Below are 18,282 nucleotides of genomic sequence, written 5' to 3'. Positions count from 1 at the left end.
GTGTAATCGTCACATCTTAAACCAATTCGTATTGCAAAATGCTAAATTACTAGGCCGACAAAAAAGGGGGTATGCATGTTGAAGCTGCTGGTGGTCGAAGATCACGCTCTGGTGCGCGAAGGGATGGTGCGCCTGCTCGCTCAGTTGGAACCGGGAACTTCGGTACAAGAATGCGCCGATTTCGAATCGGCCTTGACCGTCCTCGACGGCGAGGAAGATTTCGATCTGGTCCTGCTCGACCTGGCACTGCCGGGGATCGATGGGTTTGCCGGCCTCGATATCCTGCGTCGGCGTTATCCGGCGATGCCGGTAGCGGTGGTTTCGGCCTTCGACGATACACCGACCATCACGCGCGTGCTGAATCTCGGCGCTTCCGGCTTCATTCCCAAGGCCTACTCGGGCGACAAGCTGCTCTCCGCCGTGCGCGAGGTGCTCGACGGCAACATCTTCAAACCGAACAGCCAGCAGGGCGCTCGCCTGGACGATGCCGTTCCGCTACCGCCGAGCAAGGTCAGCGTCAAGCCGGAGGATGTGGGTTTGACCGATCGCCAGGCCCAGGTGCTTTGTCTGATGGTGCGCGGCATGTCGAACCGTGATATCGCCCAGCAACTCGACCTTTCCGAGGGCACGGTGAAAATCCATGCGACGGCGGTATTCAAGGCGCTTGGCGTCGGCAGCCGGACGCAGGCCCTGGTCGCCGTCGCCCGCTACGGCATCGACTTCGAAAGCGTTTTCTGAAGCTGGTTGAGCAGGGCGCGCAGCTTGGCGGGGCGAATCGGTAGCACCAGCCCCTGCGCACCGGCCGGCAGGTCGGTGCCGCTCTCTTGAACCAGCACGATCAGCGGGCCGCTGACCGAGACACCTTCGGCGACCAGGGCGGCATCGGTGATGTTGATGATCTCCTCGCTCGCCGTTGCATCATCTGCCCGGTCGATAATCTGATAACCCCAATGGGCGACCAGTTCGCGGCAGGCGCGCAAGTCGTCGCTGTCGCCAAGCAGGCGCAAACGGTTTTCCTGGGCTGGGGCGGTGTCGGTCGGCGGACTTTCCTTTTCCGGCAGGGCGCGCGGCAGGCGGATCGAGAAAGTCGTGCCTTCGCTCAAGCGTGAGCGCAGATTCAGCGGATGGCCCAGCGCCCTGGCCAGTCGGTCGACGATGGACAAACCGAGCCCCAAGCCCTTGTTCTGTTCGCGTGCTGCGTTGCCAACCTGGTAGAACTCGGCAAAGATGGCCGACTGGTTTTCCGGCGCAATGCCGATGCCGCTGTCGCGAACTTCCAATTGCACCTGCTCCCCACGCCAGCGGGCGACGACCAGAATGCGCCCGCCTGGCGGGGTGTAGCGCAAGGCGTTGGAAATCAGGTTGGTCAGCATCTGCTCGAGCATCTTCGGATCGGATTTCACCCACATGTCGGTGTGGCGGAAAAGCAGGCCGATCTGCTTGTCCGTCGCATCGCGCCGGAAGGTCTCGTGCAGGCGATTGAACAAGGGCATCAGGGCAAATGACTGGAGTTCCGGCTTAACGCCATTGACGTCAAGGCGGGAGACATCGAGCAGCGAGTTGAGCAATTCACCGAGTAGCGTGGCCGAGGTCGAAATCTGTTCGGCCAGTCTCGGCAAGGCCGGGGTGTTGCCCGCGCGCAATTGATGTATCAGATCGGCGCTGAACAGCGACAAGGCGTGCAGTGGCTGCCGCAAGTCGTGGCTGGCCGCGGCGAGGAAACGGCTCTTCGCCTTGTTGGCCTTCTCTGCGGCGTCGCGTTCGCCGGCCAGCTCGCACGTCGCCTCGCGGATGCGTTCCTCCAGGTGCTCGTGGCTGGCCGCCAGTTCGTTGGTCATTGCTGCCATTTCGCGGAACTGGCGCCGGATCAGGAGGGAGCCGACGAGCATGACGAGCGTGATGAAAAAGCCCAGAGTGCCCAATTCCTGCAGTCGGTGGTTCCATGGTTCGAGGATCGTGCTTTCCGGAATGGCGCTGAGGATGCGCAGGTCCGAGAAACCGGCCACCTGTGCGACCGAAATCAGCAGGCCATTGGCGCGCACGGTGCCGTTCTCCGGAATGTGTTCGCGCAGTTGGCCGTTGAACAAGAGCTCGGCGGCAGGCGAGCCGAGGACCGTGGATTGCCGGCTCAGATCGGTCGGCCGACAGGAAGCGACGATCTGGCCTTTGGCATTGATCAGCACCGCCTCGAAGTTGTCCGACAGGCGGCTCGACCAGCAGAAATCCTGCAGGTAAGCCGGCTCGATGGCGGCAAAGACGGCACCATTGAAACGCCCGTTGTCACCGTTCATGCGTCGGGCGATGGCGTAGGTGTAGCGTCCGGAATTACGGCCGATGTAGGGGCCGTAGGTCGAGGATTCGGCACCGGCTTCTAGCGCGACGAAATAGGGGCGGTCCTTGACGTTGATATGGGGGGCCGGATAAGCCGTCGAGATGAAGCGCTGATTGCCGAAGCGGTCGAACACGATCAGGTCGCGCAACTGCGGCATGGCCCGCGAATGACGCTGGGCAACGTACTCCCAGCCACGGGTCGGTTCCCATTTTTCCCAGTCACGGCGGTTATTGGATAGGTCGGTGGCCATCTCGCGCAGCAAGATGTCCAGGGCCTCGAAGGCGCGTGCCGTATGTTCGGCCATCATCACGCTGAAATGCTGCAGGCGCTGCTCGCCGGCGTTCAGGTCGCGCTGGCGCGACAACGCCAGGTCGACCAGGAAAACCAGCAGCACGCTGACCGTGCCGATCAGCGAAACGACGAGGACGAAGGTTTCCGGCTTGCGCTTGGCCATGCTCGGCTCAGAGCTGGTAGCAATAGAGCGGCCGTGGCGGGGTACACTCCACCTCGATGACGCGGTCGGGAGTGATGCCGGGGACGGGGAAGCTGTTGCTGACGAACAGGCTGCCTGGCTTCATCTCGGCTTTGACCTTGTCCCACAGCTTGGGCATCGGGGCCGGCGACAGGAAGGCATAGACGACGTCGTGTTCGCCGAGCGGCGCGGCCCAAAGGTCGTCCCAGCGCCAGCGCAGATTGGGGCGGCCGACGCCGAGAATCCAGCCGACCAGCCAAGTCAGCGGGGCGTTTTCGTAGCCGGTGAAGTGGTGTTCGGGCAGGTTGTCGGCCAGCGGAATGGTCGTGCTGCCGATGCCGCTGCCCAGATCGAGGAAACGGCAGGGGCCACGCTGTTCGAGCAGGTCGTAGAGCGCCTGTACCGTCTGCTTGTTGGACAGATAGAGCGGCACCTGGCCGGACAGCGCGCCGCGATAGACGAGCAGCAGCAGGATGAAGGCGAGCAGGAACCAGCCGGGGTCGATGGCCAGGGTGTGGGTGAACCAGACGAGGGGCATGAAGCCGCCATGGATGGCGCGCCACCACCAAGGCTGGCGGGCGATCGTGGCGAGCACGGCGGCGACGGCGCCGATAGCCAGGCTGGTTTCGAGCCAGGGCATGGGCTGGTTCTGCCAGAGGTAGAGCGGCCAGGCCAGCGACAGGACCAGGATGACGGCGGCGGCTTGCAGGGCGAATTGACGGAGCGGGGTCAGGGGCATGCCGGAATTGTACCGGTAGGCGATGCCCTCCGGGCAGGCCGCCGACTTGGGGAGAAAGCGACCCTTCTTTCTCCCCGAGGCCGGTGGTTAAGCCATCGGTCGCCGGAGTTCCTCGCGTTTGGTCAGCATCCGGTCGGCAGCAGCCTGACGCACACCGCCGAAGCCGCGCACTTCGCCGGGCCAAGCGGCCAGTTCGCGCCGCCTTGGTGTATCGCCAATGCTTTCGATCAGATCGAGATCGGCCTCGTAGTCGGCGAGCAGTCGGTGGTCGAGCTGCTTTTCCGGTGTATGGCGGAAAGGGTCGAGCCAACTGCCACGCAGGCCACGTGCCTTGGCCAGCAGTTTGAGTGCCGGCAATAGCCAGGGGCCGAAGGCGATTTTCTTCGGCCGCCCGTCCGGGCCGGGCTTGGCGAACAGCGGCGGGGCGAGATGAAAGCTTAGCTTGGCCTGGCCGTCGAAACGCTCGCCCAGGCTGGCAAGAAAGTCGGTCTCGGCGTACAGGCGGGCCACCTCGTACTCGTCCTTGGGTGCCAGCAGGCGGGCGTACTGGGTCGCCACGCTGCGCGTCAGCGCATCGTCGCCGAGAGCGCGGATGCGGGCGACGCGGGCGCGGTACTGCTCGGCCAGATGGGCGTCCTGATAGGCGGTGAGGTGGGCTGCGCGATGGGCGATCAATTCGTCCAGCGTCATTTCGGGAACGACCTCGCCGGTCAGCGGGCCGGCGATTTTTGCCACTTTTTCCGGGTGCACCGCAGCACGGCGTCCCCACAGGAAAGCCAGCCGGTTGGCATCGATTGCGGCGCCGTTCAGTTCGATGGCGCGGTCGAGTGCATTGGCCGACACCGGCACCAGGCCCTTCTGCCAGGCGTAACCGAGCAGCAGCATGTTGGCGAACAGCGCGTCGCCCATCAGGCGGGTGGCCAAGTGCTGGGCGTCGAGGAAATCGACGGCCTCGCCGCCGAGGGTATCGGTCAGGCGAGTCTTCAGGCCGGCCAGCGGGAAATGCCAGTCGCGGTTGCGGGTGAAATCGGCGGTCGGCGTGTCGGTGCAGCTGACCACGGCGCGCGTGCGGCCTTCCAGCATCTTGGACAAGGCTTCGGTGCCGGCGCTGACCACCAGGTCGCCACCGAGAATGGCATGCGCCTCGCCGGTGGCGATGCGGGCGGCGTGGATGTCCTCCGGCCGGTCGGCGATGCGTAGGTGGGAGAACACTGCGCCGTATTTCTGCGCCAGCCCGGTCATGTCGAGGGCCGAAACACCCTTGCCGTCGATGTGCGCCGCCATGCCGATCAGCGCGCCGAGCGTGATGACGCCCATGCCGCCGACGCCGGTGATCAGCAGGTTGTACGGCCGGGTTGTGGCCGGCAGGGCGGGGGTGGGCAGGATCGGCCAGTTTTCACCGTCGACCGTACCGGGCAGCTGGCTGGCATTGCCCTTTTTCGGGCGCACGCCATCGACCGTGACGAAGCTTGGGCAGAAGCCTTTCAGGCAGGAGAAATCCTGGTTGCACGACGACTGGTCGATCTGGCGCTTGGTGCCGAAGGCGGTGTCGACGGGCACGACGGACAGGCAGTTGGACTGCACCGAACAATCGCCGCAGCCTTCGCATACCGCCTCGTTGATGACGACGCGCCGGGTGACGGCCGGCATCTTGCCTCGCTTGCGCCGACGGCGCGCCTCGGTGGCGCAGACCTGATCGTAGATCAGCACCGAGACGCCGGGGTATTCGCGCAACTCGCGCTGCACGGCATCGAGTTCGTCGCGGTGGCGGATCGGGATGTTCGGCGCGAGATCGGTGACTTCGGCGTATTTCTCCGGCTCGGCCGCGACGATGATCATTTTCTCGATGCCCTCGGCTTCGAGTTGGCGGGTGATCTGGGCGACGCTCAGGCTGCCGTCTACCGGCTGGCCGCCGGTCATCGCCACGGCATCGTTGTAGAGGATCTTGTAGGTGATCGGCACCTTGGCGGCAATCGACTGGCGAATGGCCAGCAGACCGGAGTGGAAGTAAGTGCCGTCGCCGAGGTTGGCGAAGATGTGTTTTTCCTCGGTGAAGGGCGCTTGGCCGACCCAGGGTACGCCTTCGCCGCCCATGTGGGTGAAGGTCGAGGTCGAGCGATCCATCCACGTCACCATGTAGTGGCAGCCGATGCCGGCGACGGCGCGCGAGCCTTCAGGCACGCGGGTCGAGGTGTTGTGCGGGCAGCCGGAGCAGAAATGCGGCTTGCGCTCGGCCAGCACGATGGGCGTGTTGCCGGCTTGCTGCTTGGCGGCGATGATCTTCAGCCGGGCTTCGATGGTGGGCGAGGTGAAGAAGCGCCCAATGCGCTCGGCGATGACGCGGGCGATGGTCGCCACCGGCAGTTCGCCCGCAGCCGGCAGCAGCCAGTTGCCTTCGGACCATTCGCCAATTTCGTCGAACTTGCCGATGACACGCGGGCGCACGTCTTCGCGCCAGTTGTAGAGTTCTTCCTTGAGCTGGTATTCGAGCAGCTGGCGTTTTTCCTCGACGACGAGGATTTCCTCCAGCCCTTCGGCGAACTGGCGCACACCTTCCGGCTCCAGCGGCCAGACCATGCCCACCTTGTACAGCCGGATGCCGATCTCGGCCGCCAACTTGTCGTCGATGCCCAATTCGTCGAGCGCCTGGCGTACGTCGAGGTAGCTCTTGCCGGCGGTCAGAATGCCGAGGCGCGGGGCGGGGGAGTCGATTACCACGCGGTCGAGCTTGTTGGCCCGGCAATAGGCCAGCGCGGCGTAGAGCTTGTAGTTGAGCAGGCGGGATTCCTGCACCAGCGGCGGGTCAGGCCAGCGGATATTCAGGCCATCCGGCGGCAATTCGAAATTTGGCGGAATTTCGATGTGCACCGCAGCAGCGTCGATATCGACCGAGGCCGAGGTTTCCACGGTGTCGGCCAGTGCCTTGAAGGCCACCCAGCAACCGGAATAGCGGCTCATCGCCCAGCCGTGCAGGCCGTAATCGAGATATTCCTGCACGTTGGCCGGGTAGAGCACCGGCATCATCACCGCCTTGAAGACATGCTCGGTCTGGTGCGGCAGCGTGGACGACTTGGCCGCATGATCGTCGCCGGCAATGACCAGCACGCCACCGTGCCTGGCGCTGCCAGCCGCGTTGGCGTGGCGGAAGACGTCGCCGCTACGATCGACGCCCGGCCCCTTGCCGTACCACATGCCGAATACGCCGTCGTACTTGGCGCCGGGAAACAGCCCGACCTGCTGGCTGCCCCAGACGGCGGTGGCGGCGAGGTCTTCGTTGACGCCAGGCTGGAAGGTGATGTGATGATCGGCGAGATGTTGCTTGGCTTTCCACAAGCCGAGATCGAGATTACCGAGCGGACTGCCGCGGTAGCCGGAGATGAAGCCGGCGGTATTGAGCCCGGCGGCAAGATCGCGTTCCCGTTGCAGCATGGGCAGGCGGATCAGGGCCTGGGTGCCGGTCAGAAAGACGCGGCCGGAGTTGCGGGTGTATTTGTCATCCAGCGTCGCAGCGACCGACGCCGGCAAATCGGGTTTGCCCATTTTTGTCTCCATATTTTTCGGCCTTGTGGGCCGGGTGGTGTATTCCTTTCCCGTCTTGGGTGGTGACGGGAAAGGTTTGGAGATTTGAGTATTGGGGGTGGGGATGGTTCTTGGGAACGGGGGATTTCCCGTAATGGATTTTTTAGAGCGCGCTTTTTAGGGGGCACCGTTGGGGTGTTTGCTCAAGTGCTGCTTTCCGCCTTTACGGCGGGCGTACTTTCTTCTTGCTTCGCCAAGAAGAAAGTAGCCAAAGAAGAAGGCGACCCGGGGTCGGCGCCCGCTACGCGGGTCCCCTGCGCTACTCGACGTGCCGGGCGGCTGGCTAAACTCGCCGCGATGCGGCTCAGACAACGCCAGCCGAAATCCCCCGTCCCGCCTGCGTTGCTCGGCGCCTCCCACGGGAGGTTGAAAACCGATCGTCGCTGAGAGGCTGGCGTTTGGTTTTTTGCCTTTTTAGGCAGTGCACCGCAGCAGTCACGATATCTGAGGTCATTCCCGCGAAAGCGGGAATCCAGAGGGGGGGTTAGGAGCATTTTCTGGATTCCCGCCTTCGCGGGAATGACGGAGAGGCTTATCAGCGGGGGCGGTTTTCCGGGCCCCTTGAGAGGCGCTGAGCAACGCAGGTTGGCCGGGGGTAGTCGGCTGGCGTTGTTTGAGCCGCATCGCGGCGAGTTTAGCCAGCCGCCCGGCCAAGCGAGTAGCGGAAGGAAGTGGGCGCAGCCCACCGCCGACCCAGGGGTGGCCTTCTTTTTGGCTACTTTTTCTTGGCCAAGCAAGAAAAAGTAAGCCCGCCGTCAAGGCGGAAAACTGAGTCTAAGCGGAGCTCCGCCTCAAGAACGTCCCCCTCAGGGCAAAACCTTCCCGGGATTCAACAAATTCTTCGGATCCAGCGCCATCTTCAGCGCCCGCATGACCTCCACCGCCCCTTCCCCATGCTCGGCAACAAGATACTTCTTCTTGCCCAAACCGATCCCATGCTCACCAGTGCACGTCCCTTCCATCGCGATGGAACGCTCGACGACGCGGCGGCTGATCCAGGCGGCCTCTTCCATTTCCTTGGCGTTGTCGGTATCGACCAGCACGACCAGATGGAAATTGCCATCGCCGACATGGCCGAAGAGGGCGATGGGGATGCTGACCTGGGCGATGTCGGCCTGGGTTTCGGCGATGCATTCGGCCAGGCGTGAGATCGGCACGCAGACATCGGTCGGGAAGCAGCGGCAGCCGGGCTTGAGTTGCAGGCAGGCGAAGTAGGCGTCGTGGCGGGCTTGCCACAGGCGGCTGCGGTCTTCCGGCCGGGTCGCCCATTCGAAATTGGCGCCGCCCAGATCGTCGGCGATGGCCTGCACGGTCTGCGCCTGTTCCTCGACGCCAGCAGGGCTGCCATGGAATTCGAAGAACAGCGTGGGTGCTTCGGCCAGCGTGGTCTTGCTGAACTTGTTGATGGCCGACAGCGACAGCGTGTCGAGCAGTTCGATGCGCGCCACCGGCACGCCGAGCTGGATGGTCTGGATCACCGTCTGCACTGCCGCCTCGATGGTCGGGAAGGTGCACACGGCGGCCGAGATGGCCTCGGGGATGGGGTAGAGCTTGACGGTCAACTCGGTCATGATGCCCAGCGTACCTTCCGAACCGACCAGCAGGCGGGTCAGGTCGTAGCCGGCGGAAGACTTGCGGGCGCGACCGCCGGTCTTGACGATGCGGCCGTCGGCCAGAACGGTGGTGGTGGCCATGACGTTTTCGCGCATGGTGCCGTAGCGCACGGCGTTGGTGCCGGAGGCGCGGGTCGCCGCCATGCCGCCAAGGGTGGCATCGGCGCCGGGATCGATCGGGAAGAAGAGGCCAGTGCCCTTCAGCGCGTCGTTCAGCTGCTTGCGGGTTACGCCGGCCTGCACGGTGGCGTCGCCGTCCTCGGCGTGAATGACCAGCACCTCGTTCATCAGCGACAGGTCGAGCGAGACGCCGCCGTTCGGCGCCAGCACGTGGCCCTCGACCGAACTGCCGACGCCGTAGGGAATGACCGGCACGCCGTGCTCGGCGCACAGGCGGACGACTGCGGCGATCTCCTCGGTGCTCTCCGCCAGCACCACCGCATCGGGCGGCGCGGGGCAATGTACCGACTCGTCGCGGCCATGTTGCAGGCAGGCGGATTCGCCGGTGGTGTAGCGTTGGGCAAAGCGATTTTTGAGTTCTTCGTGCAGGGCTGTGGGCAGGGGCATGGTGTTCTCCGTTGAACCTGGACTGCGCATTAGAGCACGAGCTGATGGCGAGGCGGTTTGCGCGCGGATTGACGTTGACGCGCCAAGCCAATGGTGTTTTCCATTGGTGCGAAGCGGCGACGGCAAGGCGCCGCAAAGCGGCCGCCAGCACTCGTGCAGGCCTTTAGGGCCGGCTAATGGGCAGTCCAGGTTATTCCTGGCGCGAACTATAGCGTAAGCACTTATTGACGGCGCGTATGGCGATAGGGAGAATCATTCCGTTGTGCCAAATTCATCATCCCCACGAGTTCAGGAGAAAACACCGATGCAAGCCAAGCTTTCCGTAGTTGCCCTCTCCGTAGCAGCCGCCTTCGCCCTGTCCGCTTGCGGCCAGAAAGAAGAACCGAAACCCGCCGCCGCACCCGCGCCGGCCGCCCCGCCCGAAGTCGTCGTCAAGCTCGGCCATGTCGCGCCGATGACTGGTCCGCAGGCTCACCTGGGCAAGGACAACGAAAACGGCGCCAAGCTGGCCGTTGAGGAACTGAATGCCAAGGGCCTCGAAATCGGCGGCGCCAAGGTCAAGTTCGAACTGGTCGCCGAAGACGATGCAGCCGATCCGAAGCAGGGCACCGTCGTCGCCCAGAAGCTGGTCGATGCCAAGGTCAACGGCGTCATCGGTCACCTGAACTCCGGCACCACCATCCCGGCCTCCAAGCTCTACGCCGACGCCGGCATCCCGCAGATTTCCGGCTCCGCAACCAATCCGAAATACACCCAGCAGGGCTTCAAGACCGCCTTCCGCGTGATGGCCAACGACGTTCAGCAGGGCAAGATCCTCGGTGAATTCGCTGCCAAGCAGGGCGTCAAGACGGTCGCCGTCGTCGATGACCGCACGGCTTATGGCCAGGGTCTGGCCGACGAATTCCGCAAGGCCGCCGAAGCTTCCGGCCTCAAGGTCGTCGCCAACGAATACACCACCGACAAGGCCACCGACTTCAAGGCCATCCTGACCAAGATCAAGTCGACCAAGGCCGACCTCGTCTTCTTCGGCGGCATGGACGCTCAGGGCGGCCCGATGGCCAAGCAGATGAAGGAACTGGGCATCAAGGCCAAGTTCCTCGGCGGCGACGGCGTCTGTACGCCGGAATTCATGAAGTTGGGTGGCGAAGCCAGCGAAGGCAACTACTGCTCGCTGCCGGGCATGCCGCTCGAGAAGCTGGCCAAGGGTCCGGAATTCAAGGATAAGTTCACCAAGAAGTTCAACGCCGAAATCCAGCTCTACGCTCCGTACGTCTACGATGCGGTGATGGTCATGGCCGATTCGATGAAGCGTGCCAACTCGGTCGATCCGGCCAAGTACCTGCCGGAAGTCGGCAAGACCAAGTATGACGGCGTGACCGCACTGATCGAGTTCGACGAAGTCGGCGATCTGAAGGGCGGCGCCATTTCCATCTACCAGTACAAGGGCGGCAAGCTCGAGTACGTCGAGACCCTGGGTGGCAGCCCGGTCGAGGTCGCCAAGGCCGAAGTCAAGGAAGCCGTGGCCGAGGTGAAGGATGCCGCCAAGGCCGTTGCCGGTGCCGCCGCCGAAGCTGGCAAGGATGCCGTCAAGGCCGGTGCCGAAGCGGTGAAGGGTGCCGCCGAGGCGACCAAGGCAGCAGTCGAGAAGAAGTAAGCGCGGGCTATCCGCTCCACGAAACGGCACCGCAAGGTGCCGTTTCCACATGCTGCAAACGAAATACACAATATGGATATTTTCCTCCAGCAGATCATCAATGGCCTTGTGCAGGGCAGCATCTACGCCCTCGTCGCGCTGGGCTACACCATGGTCTACGGCATCATGGGGCTGATCAACTTCGCGCACGGCGAAGTGGTGATGATCGGCACACTGGTCACCATTTCGGTGGCCGGAGCACTGATCAAGGCCGGCATGCCGGTCGCCATTGCCGGCCTGGCCGGGCTGACGGCTTCGGTGCTTGTTTGCATGGCGCTCGGCTGGAGCCTGGAGCGCATCGCCTACCGGCCCTTGCGCAACGCGCCGCGCCTGACCCCGCTGATCACCGCCATCGGCATGTCCATCGTGCTGCAGAACCTGGCCATGATGTTCTGGGGGCGTAATTACCTGACCTTTCCGCACCTGCTGCCCAAGATCAATTTCGAGGTGGCAGGCGCCCATTTCACCGCTATCCAGCTGATCATCGTGCTTGTTTCAGGCGCCACCATGGCCGGCCTGCTGGCGCTGGTCTACCGTACCAAGCTCGGCATGGCCATGCGCGCCACGGCGCAGAACCCGGCCGTGGCCAGCCTGATGGGCGTCAATATCAACCGCGTCATCGCCGCCGCCTTCGTCATCGGCTCGGCGCTCGGCGCCCTGGCCGGCGTCATGGTCGGCACCTACTACGAAATCGCGCACTACCAGATGGGCTTCATGCTCGGCCTCAAGGCCTTCACCGCCGCCGTCCTGGGCGGCATCGGCAACCTCGCTGGCGCCATGCTGGGCGGCGTGCTGCTCGGCATCATCGAAGCGCTCGGCGCCGGCTACATCGGCGACCTCACCGGCGGCTTCCTCGGCAGCCACTATCAGGACATCTTTGCCTTCGTCGTGCTGATCGGCGTGCTGATGTTCAAGCCCAGTGGCCTGTTCGGCGAAAAGACGGGAGACCGCGCATGAAAAACTGGCTTTCTCCCAAGTCCACCGCAGGTGTCGCCTTCATCGCCCTTGCCCTGCTCGCGCTGCCCTTCGTGGCCGCGGCCGGTGGGCAGGCCTGGGTGCGTATTCTCGATTTCGCCATCCTCTATGTCTTCCTGGCGCTCGGCCTGAACATCGTGGTCGGCTACGCCGGCCTGCTCGACCTCGGCTACATCGCCTTCTATGCCGTCGGCGCCTACACCTGGGCGCTGCTGGCCAGCCCGCATTTCGGGCTGCACTGGCCGATCTGGGCCATCCTGCCGCTCGGCGCCGGCTTCGCCTGCATCGCCGGCGTGCTGCTTGGCTCGCCGACGCTGAAGCTGCGCGGCGACTACCTGGCCATCGTGACCCTCGGTTTCGGCGAGATCGTCCGCATCTTCATGAACAACCTAAACGCGCCGATCAATATCACCAACGGTCCGCAGGGCATCACGCTGATCGACCCGGTGGCCTTTGGCGACTTCAAGTTCTCCGGCACCACGCAAATTTTCGGCTACGCGCTGACCGGGCCGATGAAGTATTACTACCTGCTGGTGGCGCTCTCCATCGTGGTCATCATCATCAATCTGCGCCTGCAGAATTCGCGCATCGGCCGCGCCTGGCAGGCCATCCGCGAAGACGAGATCGCCGCCAAGGCCGTCGGCATCAACACCCGCAACGTCAAGCTGCTGGCCTTCGCCATGGGCGCCAGCTTCGGCGGCATCGCCGGCGGCATCTTCTCGGCCATGCAGGGCTTCGTTTCGCCCGAGTCCTTCTCGCTGATCGAGTCGATCATGATCCTGGCCATGGTCGTGCTCGGCGGCATGGGGCATATCCCCGGCGTCATCCTCGGCGCGGTGCTCCTTTCGGTGCTACCGGAAGCCCTGCGCTACGGCGTCGGGCCGATCCAGACGGCGCTCTTCGGCAAGATGCTGGTCGATCCGGAAAGCCTGCGCATGCTGGTCTTCGGTCTGGCGCTGGTGCTCGTCATGCGCTTCAAGCCGGCCGGGCTGTGGCCGGCGCCCGAACGCAAGCGTGAGCTGAGCGAGAAGGGCGGTGCCGCATGAGCGCAAATCCGTCCGAACTCCTGCTCGAAGCCAAGGCCGTCGCCAAGCATTTTGGCGGCGTCAAGGCGCTGCGCGATGTGTCGTTGACCATCAAGCGCGGCGAAATCTACGGCCTGATCGGCCCCAACGGCGCCGGCAAGACCACCTTCTTCAACTGCATGACCGGGCTCTACGTGCCGGATGGCGGCGGCTTCACCTTCGACGGCGCCCCGCTCGTCGCCGATGCGCCGCAGCAGGCAGCGGCGCGCGGCATCGCCCGCACCTTCCAGAACATCCGCCTGTTCGGCAACATGACGGCGCTGGAAAACGTCATGGTCGGCCGCCATGTCCGTACCAAGGCCGGCGTCATCGGTGCCATGCTCAACACGGCGGCCACCCGCGCCGAAGAAGCGGCCATCCGCCAGCGCGCCATGGACCTGCTGCACTACGTGCGCATCGAGGACCGCGCCGACGACCTGGCCAAGAATCTCTCCTACGGCGACCAGCGCCGCCTGGAGATCGCCCGCGCCCTCGCCACCGAGCCCAAGCTGCTCTGCCTGGACGAACCGGCCGCTGGCATGAACGCCACCGAAACCGAGGAACTGCGCGACCTGATCGACGGCATCCGCCGCGATGGCACGACGATTCTGCTCATCGAACACGACGTCAAACTGGTCATGGGCCTGTGCGACCGCGTCGCGGTGCTCGACTACGGTGCCCTCGTCATTGAGGATGTGCCCGCTGTCGTGCAGAAAGATCAACGAGTGATTGAGGCTTACCTAGGTGCTTGAAGTAACCGGACTCCACGTCGCCTACGGCGGCATCCAGGCGGTGCGCAGCATCACCTTCCACGTCAACGAAGGCGAAACCGTTGCCCTGATCGGTGCCAACGGCGCCGGCAAGACCAGCACGCTGAAGGCCATCGCCCGCGTGCTCGACGCGGTCGGCGGCGATGTGCATTTCTGCGGCGAGAAGATCAGCAAGATCGCCCCGCACGACGTCATCCGCAAGGGCATCGCTCTCGTCCCTGAAGGCCGCGGCGTCTTCCCGCGCCTGACGGTCACCGAAAACCTCGCCATGGGCGCCTTCGTGCGCGACGACAAGGCCGAGATCGCCGCTGACCTCGAGCGTGTCTTCGGCTACTTCCCGCGCCTGAAGGAACGCGCTGGCCAGCTCGCCGGCACCCTTTCCGGCGGCGAACAGCAAATGCTCGCCATTGGACGCGCCCTGATGAGCCGCCCCAAGATGCTGTTGCTTGACGAACCTTCGATGGGTCTGGCGCCGATCATGGTGCAGAAGATCTTCGAAGTCGTCCGCGCCGTCGCCGCCGACGGCATGACCACGCTCCTGATCGAACAAAATGCCAAGCTCGCCCTCGAAACCAGCCAGCGCGCCTACGTGCTGGAAAGTGGAGAGATCACGCTGAATGGCGAGTCGAAAGCGCTGCTCGACGACCCGAAAGTGCGGGCGGCGTATTTGGGAGAGTAATTACCCAATTCAACGGGTTGCGATGCTGTCCTGTCGTGCGGCAGCATTCTCGAGAACGGTATTCAAGGAACTGAAAAACGCTGGCATCTTGATGCACAGGGTATCGAGATGGTTTTTTGCTTCTGCCAGATGCTGGTTTTTCAGGGCGTTGTCGATGTCGGTTGCCAACGCGGCGATTTCCATAGCCCCCAGGTTGGCTGCAGCCCCCTTGAGGGCATGTGCCTTGTGTTCAGCCTCAACGAGATTTCCGGCATCCAGGAAGCCCTGAATCTGCAAAGGGTCGTTCAGGTGTGACTCGATGAAGATACTAAGAATGCGCAGATAGCTCGGGAGCCGATTACGAACGTTCTCCAATCCATTCTCCGGGGATAAGCCGGGAATCGCTTCTAGTTGACGGCGAATATCGGCGTCTGTGGCGTCAGGTTCGGAGGCGGGACATTCCATCTGTGGCGTGGCGCTCTTGGACTGGTCTGCACTTGGTGTTTTCAGCCAGCGCAACAGGGTTGCGTACAGTTGTTCCGGCTCAACGGGTTTGGGAATGAAGTCATTCATCCCCGCCGCAGAGCAGGCCTGGCGATCCTCCTCGAAGGCGTTCGCGGTCATGGCGAGAATGGGGATGGCTTCCCAACCAGAAAACTGTCTGATGTGTCGGGTCGCTGAAACACCGTCCAGGTTAGGCATCTGCATGTCCATCAGCACCAGATCGTAATGGTGTTGCCTGGCTTTTTCTATGGCTTCGATACCGTCTTCGGCACTATCAACCGCCAAGCCAACGGCGTGAAGCAACTCCAGTGCAACCTCGCGGTTGATTGGGTTGTCTTCGGCAAGCAGAATGCGTTGGCCGCGATGATGCTGCCGCATCGCCTCCTCGGCGTGCATGATTTCGGGTCGCGGCATCACCTGTATGCCGCGACCCCGTTGTAGCCTGGCAGTGAACCAGAATGTACTGCCTACGCCCGGCGTGCTTTCCGCGCCCGAGGCGCCACCCATCAGGCTGGCCAAGCGTCGAGTGATGACTAGCCCGAGGCCCGTTCCGCCGAATTTTCGGGTCGTCGAACTGTCGGCTTGCTCGAAGGGTTGGAATAGACCTGCCAGTACCTCCGGCGCGATGCCAATCCCGGTGTCCTCGACTTCGAAGCGGATGAGTAACTCGTCATCATTCTGTTCGAGCAATCTGGCGCGTAGACTTATCGAGCCGTGCTCAGTGAATTTGACGGCATTTCCGCCGAAATTGAGCAGGCACTGGCGCAGCCGCATGACGTCACCACGTAACCAGCCGGGAACCGAGTCGCTATCGATGCGAATTTCGAGTCCCTTGCTACGCGCACTTTCACTGAGCAAGGAGCTCACGTGATCGAGTACCGACGACAAGGCAAAATCGCTTTGCTCGAGCTGCAATTTGCCCGCTTCGATCTTCGAGATATCGAGAATGTCGTTGATGATCGACAGCAAGTGATGGCCTGCATTGTCGATCTTTTCCAGACGTTCGGCCTGCCCCCGGCTGGCATCCGTGCGCAGCAAATGGGTCAACCCCAGAATCGCGTTGAGCGGGGTACGTATCTCGTGCGACATGTTAGCCAGGAATTCGCTTTTCGCCTTGTTGGCGAACTCTGCCGCAGCCTTGGCATTAGCCAGCTCCAATGTACGCGTCCTGACCTCTTCCTCAAGGTGGTTGCGATACTGTTCCAGCTCCGCGCTGACCCGTTTCTTTTCCGTGATGTCTTCCTTGACCGCGACATAGTGGGTGATGCTGCCGTCGGCCTGGCGGAGTGGAGTGATGATCGCCGCTTCGATGAATTCGCTGCCATCCTTGCAGCGATTGTGAAACTCTCCTTGCCAGACTTCCCCTTTTCCGAGGCTTTCCCACAGCTGCGCGAATGTATCCGGCGGTGTCTTGCCTGAATGAAGGATCCTGGGATTCTGGCCGATGATTTCGTCCGTCCGATATCCTGTCACGCGCAGGAAGGCCGAGTTAACGTACTCGATTTCGGCATCAAGATTGGTTATGACAATGCTTTCCGGACTTTGCTCGACAGCAAGGTAGAACTTGCGCAGCGCGGTTTCGGCAAGCGTGCGGACGTCAATCTCGTGGGTCAGGTCGGCATGGTAGGACTGGAGCCCATCGCGCATGTTTCGGAAGCTATCCACCAGTTCCCCCATGATGTCTTTTCCTGCCGGAGGAAGTGGTGCCGAAAAGTCATTGTGCGCCAGCGCGCTTGCCACTCGCGAAAGTCGGCGCAAGGGGCGATAGATGAGACTCTCGACCAGGGTCGCGATGGTGACAACGCAGAGGCCCAGCAGGGCGATCAGGAAAAAGAGGCTCTTGTTGAACTCCGCACGCTGCGAATCCATATAGGGACGGATGTCGAAGCTGGCTTCGATGCGGCCCATTTCGCGCCCTGCGTAAACTATCCTGACGCTGATTGGGCGAGGATCTGCCGCAGATTTCTTGGGGGGCGTTTCAACGGTCAGCAGGGGGTAGAGTTGCCTACCTTTGCTATCGAGCAGACGGATGGATACCCAGTCCGGATTCCTGAGCAAGAGCGCGTCCAGGTTTTCGTTTATGACATCGAGTTGTTGGCCGATCATCAACGGAACCAGCGTTTCCCCCAGGCTTTCCAGATGGCGCTCCATGGAGCGAACCTGATTGCTTTCGATCAGGCTCAATGAGCGTTGCAGCCAGATGCGCTCCATGCTGATGCCGGCGATGAGAGCTGCCATCAAGAGCGGGAGAAGCAGTTTCCAGCGTAGTGACATGGATTACTGCTCCAGGTAGTGCTCGAGTTTCAATTCCTTGATTGACTGAAACTCCTGGATAGCGACAGGTTTTACTTCTTGCATCGGTATTCTGGCGAGCAGTTCGCGACCTTGTGGGCTGTCTCCCATCCTGCGAAAGGCCTGTTTGACCTGCTCGCGAACTGCTGCCGGAACCCGTTGATGAGCGGCAATGGGGTGGGACGGAACACCCTGGGTCCTGAACAGGACGCGCAGGGTTCCCTGGATGCGTGGATCTTGTTCGAGCAGCAGCTTTTCCGTCGTCCCTCCCGCGTCAGTCAGTCCATTGACGACGTGCATGAAGACTGAGCTATGTGTTTTGACGACGACGGGGGAGACCCGAGTGGCATGCTTGCGATCCAGTTCAGCTCTGACCAAAAGGCTTGCGGCAAGCGCCGGGAGCGCAGGAACGGCAAGGGTTTTATTCTGCAGATCCTCAGCTCGCAGCAGAGGACTGTCCTTGCGCACGATAACGATGCCGTGCAGCGGTCGCCCGTCATGGACCAGCGGAATGTAGCCGGGCTGCTTGGCAACGCTATCCATCAGGTAGGGGTTCAGATAGACGAAATCGTAGGCGCCCCGCCTGACTTCGGCATCATAGTCGCCGACCGAGAGTGAGGTCACGAGTTCGAAACGCTGCCCCGTCTGTCGCTGGATTTCATCGACGATGGGTTGCCAGATGTTGAACAGTGTTCGTCGTTCAAATTGAGGAACGACCGAGAATGTGTAAACCGCATCGGCGGCCCCGGCAGGTAATATGCAAAGCCAGATTGCTGGCAGCGCAGTGAGAAAGCGAAAAATACACCGACCTAACGCGGAAGAAAGAAAGCGAAGCATCATATCCTCCCTGCAAATTAGGCTTCCCTGTCGATCAGCCAGAGCGATAGTTCAGCTTCCTTGGTTCAGGGCTCGTCGTAAAAAAGAGCCCTTTAGGGAGAGCACTTCCGGCGTGTACAGGACGACCTTCGATATCGCGCTTGTTTCATCTTTTTGATTTAACTTCAATGTATCTCACGTTGTGATT

The 18,282-nt window shown here is 62.4% G+C and carries 12 protein-coding genes; 6 read left to right on the top strand and 6 right to left on the bottom strand.

Going from position 1 to position 18,282, the window contains the following annotated elements; translation table 11 throughout:
• Positions 1-75 precede the first annotated feature (75 nt).
• Positions 76-738, top strand: a complete 663-nt coding sequence (locus tag WIF35_RS10495) for a response regulator transcription factor (protein WP_412478164.1) — start codon at positions 76-78, stop codon at positions 736-738.
• Here WIF35_RS10495 and WIF35_RS10490 read toward each other — a convergent pair.
• From WIF35_RS10490 to WIF35_RS10475, 4 genes are all read right to left on the bottom strand, one after another.
• Positions 708-2,786 (bottom strand): ATP-binding protein, encoded by a 2,079-nt coding sequence (locus tag WIF35_RS10490; RefSeq protein ID WP_412478163.1) that lies wholly within the window; start codon positions 2,784-2,786, stop codon positions 708-710. The genes WIF35_RS10495 and WIF35_RS10490 overlap by 31 nt on opposite strands.
• 7 nt (positions 2,787-2,793) lie before the next feature.
• The gene (locus WIF35_RS10485; protein WP_412478162.1) at positions 2,794-3,543 is read right to left on the bottom strand and encodes a class I SAM-dependent methyltransferase; all 750 of its coding nucleotides are present in this window, start codon (positions 3,541-3,543) and stop codon (positions 2,794-2,796) included.
• A gap of 87 nt (positions 3,544-3,630) precedes the next feature.
• Complete coding sequence (locus tag WIF35_RS10480; protein WP_412478161.1) at positions 3,631-7,083, bottom strand: indolepyruvate ferredoxin oxidoreductase family protein; 3,453 nt, start codon at positions 7,081-7,083, stop codon at positions 3,631-3,633.
• Positions 7,084-7,928: 845 nt separating this feature from the next.
• On the bottom strand, positions 7,929-9,302 hold the full coding sequence (locus WIF35_RS10475; protein ID WP_412478160.1) for an FAD-binding oxidoreductase: 1,374 nt from the start codon (positions 9,300-9,302) through the stop codon (positions 7,929-7,931).
• Positions 9,303-9,606: 304 nt separating this feature from the next.
• Here WIF35_RS10475 and WIF35_RS10470 point away from each other — a divergent pair, with 304 nt between their 5' ends.
• The 5 genes from WIF35_RS10470 to WIF35_RS10450 all read left to right on the top strand — a co-directional run bounded on the left by WIF35_RS10470 (position 9,607) and on the right by WIF35_RS10450 (position 14,483).
• Positions 9,607-10,956 (top strand): branched-chain amino acid ABC transporter substrate-binding protein, encoded by a 1,350-nt coding sequence (locus tag WIF35_RS10470; protein WP_412478159.1) that lies wholly within the window; start codon positions 9,607-9,609, stop codon positions 10,954-10,956.
• 72 nt (positions 10,957-11,028) lie between these two features.
• A complete protein-coding gene (locus WIF35_RS10465; protein WP_412478158.1) occupies positions 11,029-11,952 on the top strand; it encodes a branched-chain amino acid ABC transporter permease in 924 nt (307 codons plus the stop codon).
• A complete protein-coding gene (locus WIF35_RS10460; protein WP_412478157.1) occupies positions 11,949-13,016 on the top strand; it encodes an ABC transporter permease subunit in 1,068 nt (355 codons plus the stop codon). The genes WIF35_RS10465 and WIF35_RS10460 overlap by 4 nt, the downstream gene beginning before the upstream one ends.
• On the top strand, positions 13,013-13,786 hold the full coding sequence (locus WIF35_RS10455) for an ABC transporter ATP-binding protein (protein ID WP_412478156.1): 774 nt from the start codon (positions 13,013-13,015) through the stop codon (positions 13,784-13,786). The genes WIF35_RS10460 and WIF35_RS10455 overlap by 4 nt, the downstream gene beginning before the upstream one ends.
• A complete protein-coding gene (locus WIF35_RS10450) occupies positions 13,779-14,483 on the top strand; it encodes an ABC transporter ATP-binding protein (protein WP_412478155.1) in 705 nt (234 codons plus the stop codon). The genes WIF35_RS10455 and WIF35_RS10450 overlap by 8 nt, the downstream gene beginning before the upstream one ends.
• A gap of 9 nt (positions 14,484-14,492) precedes the next feature.
• On the opposite strand, the gene WIF35_RS10445 is transcribed toward WIF35_RS10450, so the two are convergent.
• Positions 14,493-17,240 carry a response regulator gene (locus WIF35_RS10445; protein ID WP_412478154.1) on the bottom strand — a complete coding sequence of 916 codons (2,748 nt, stop codon included), beginning with the start codon at positions 17,238-17,240 and terminating at the stop codon, positions 14,493-14,495.
• Between the two features lie 3 nt (positions 17,241-17,243).
• Positions 17,244-18,098 (bottom strand): phosphate/phosphite/phosphonate ABC transporter substrate-binding protein, encoded by an 855-nt coding sequence (locus tag WIF35_RS10440; RefSeq protein WP_412478153.1) that lies wholly within the window; start codon positions 18,096-18,098, stop codon positions 17,244-17,246.
• Positions 18,099-18,282: the final 184 nt, after the last annotated feature.

It is taken from the genome of Azonexus sp. IMCC34839, assembly GCF_047047955.1.
Taxonomy (GTDB): Bacteria; Pseudomonadota; Gammaproteobacteria; order Burkholderiales; family Rhodocyclaceae; genus Azonexus.
The sequence above is the reverse complement of the archived record's forward strand: the minus strand, read 5'-3'. Positions and strand labels throughout refer to the sequence as shown.

What these genes read in the sequence shown, in the direction of transcription:
- WIF35_RS10495 (WP_412478164.1), top strand. Translation starts at nt 76, where the DNA reads ATGTTGAAGCTGCTGGTGGTCGAAGATCACGCTCTGGTGCGCGAAGGG.
- WIF35_RS10490 (WP_412478163.1), bottom strand. Translation starts at nt 2,786, where the DNA reads ATGGCCAAGCGCAAGCCGGAAACCTTCGTCCTCGTCGTTTCGCTGATC.
- WIF35_RS10485 (WP_412478162.1), bottom strand. Translation starts at nt 3,543, where the DNA reads ATGCCCCTGACCCCGCTCCGTCAATTCGCCCTGCAAGCCGCCGCCGTC.
- WIF35_RS10480 (WP_412478161.1), bottom strand. Translation starts at nt 7,083, where the DNA reads ATGGGCAAACCCGATTTGCCGGCGTCGGTCGCTGCGACGCTGGATGAC.
- WIF35_RS10475 (WP_412478160.1), bottom strand. Translation starts at nt 9,302, where the DNA reads ATGCCCCTGCCCACAGCCCTGCACGAAGAACTCAAAAATCGCTTTGCC.
- WIF35_RS10470 (WP_412478159.1), top strand. Translation starts at nt 9,607, where the DNA reads ATGCAAGCCAAGCTTTCCGTAGTTGCCCTCTCCGTAGCAGCCGCCTTC.
- WIF35_RS10465 (WP_412478158.1), top strand. Translation starts at nt 11,029, where the DNA reads ATGGATATTTTCCTCCAGCAGATCATCAATGGCCTTGTGCAGGGCAGC.
- WIF35_RS10460 (WP_412478157.1), top strand. Translation starts at nt 11,949, where the DNA reads ATGAAAAACTGGCTTTCTCCCAAGTCCACCGCAGGTGTCGCCTTCATC.
- WIF35_RS10455 (WP_412478156.1), top strand. Translation starts at nt 13,013, where the DNA reads ATGAGCGCAAATCCGTCCGAACTCCTGCTCGAAGCCAAGGCCGTCGCC.
- WIF35_RS10445 (WP_412478154.1), bottom strand. Translation starts at nt 17,240, where the DNA reads ATGTCACTACGCTGGAAACTGCTTCTCCCGCTCTTGATGGCAGCTCTC.
- WIF35_RS10440 (WP_412478153.1), bottom strand. Translation starts at nt 18,098, where the DNA reads ATGATGCTTCGCTTTCTTTCTTCCGCGTTAGGTCGGTGTATTTTTCGC.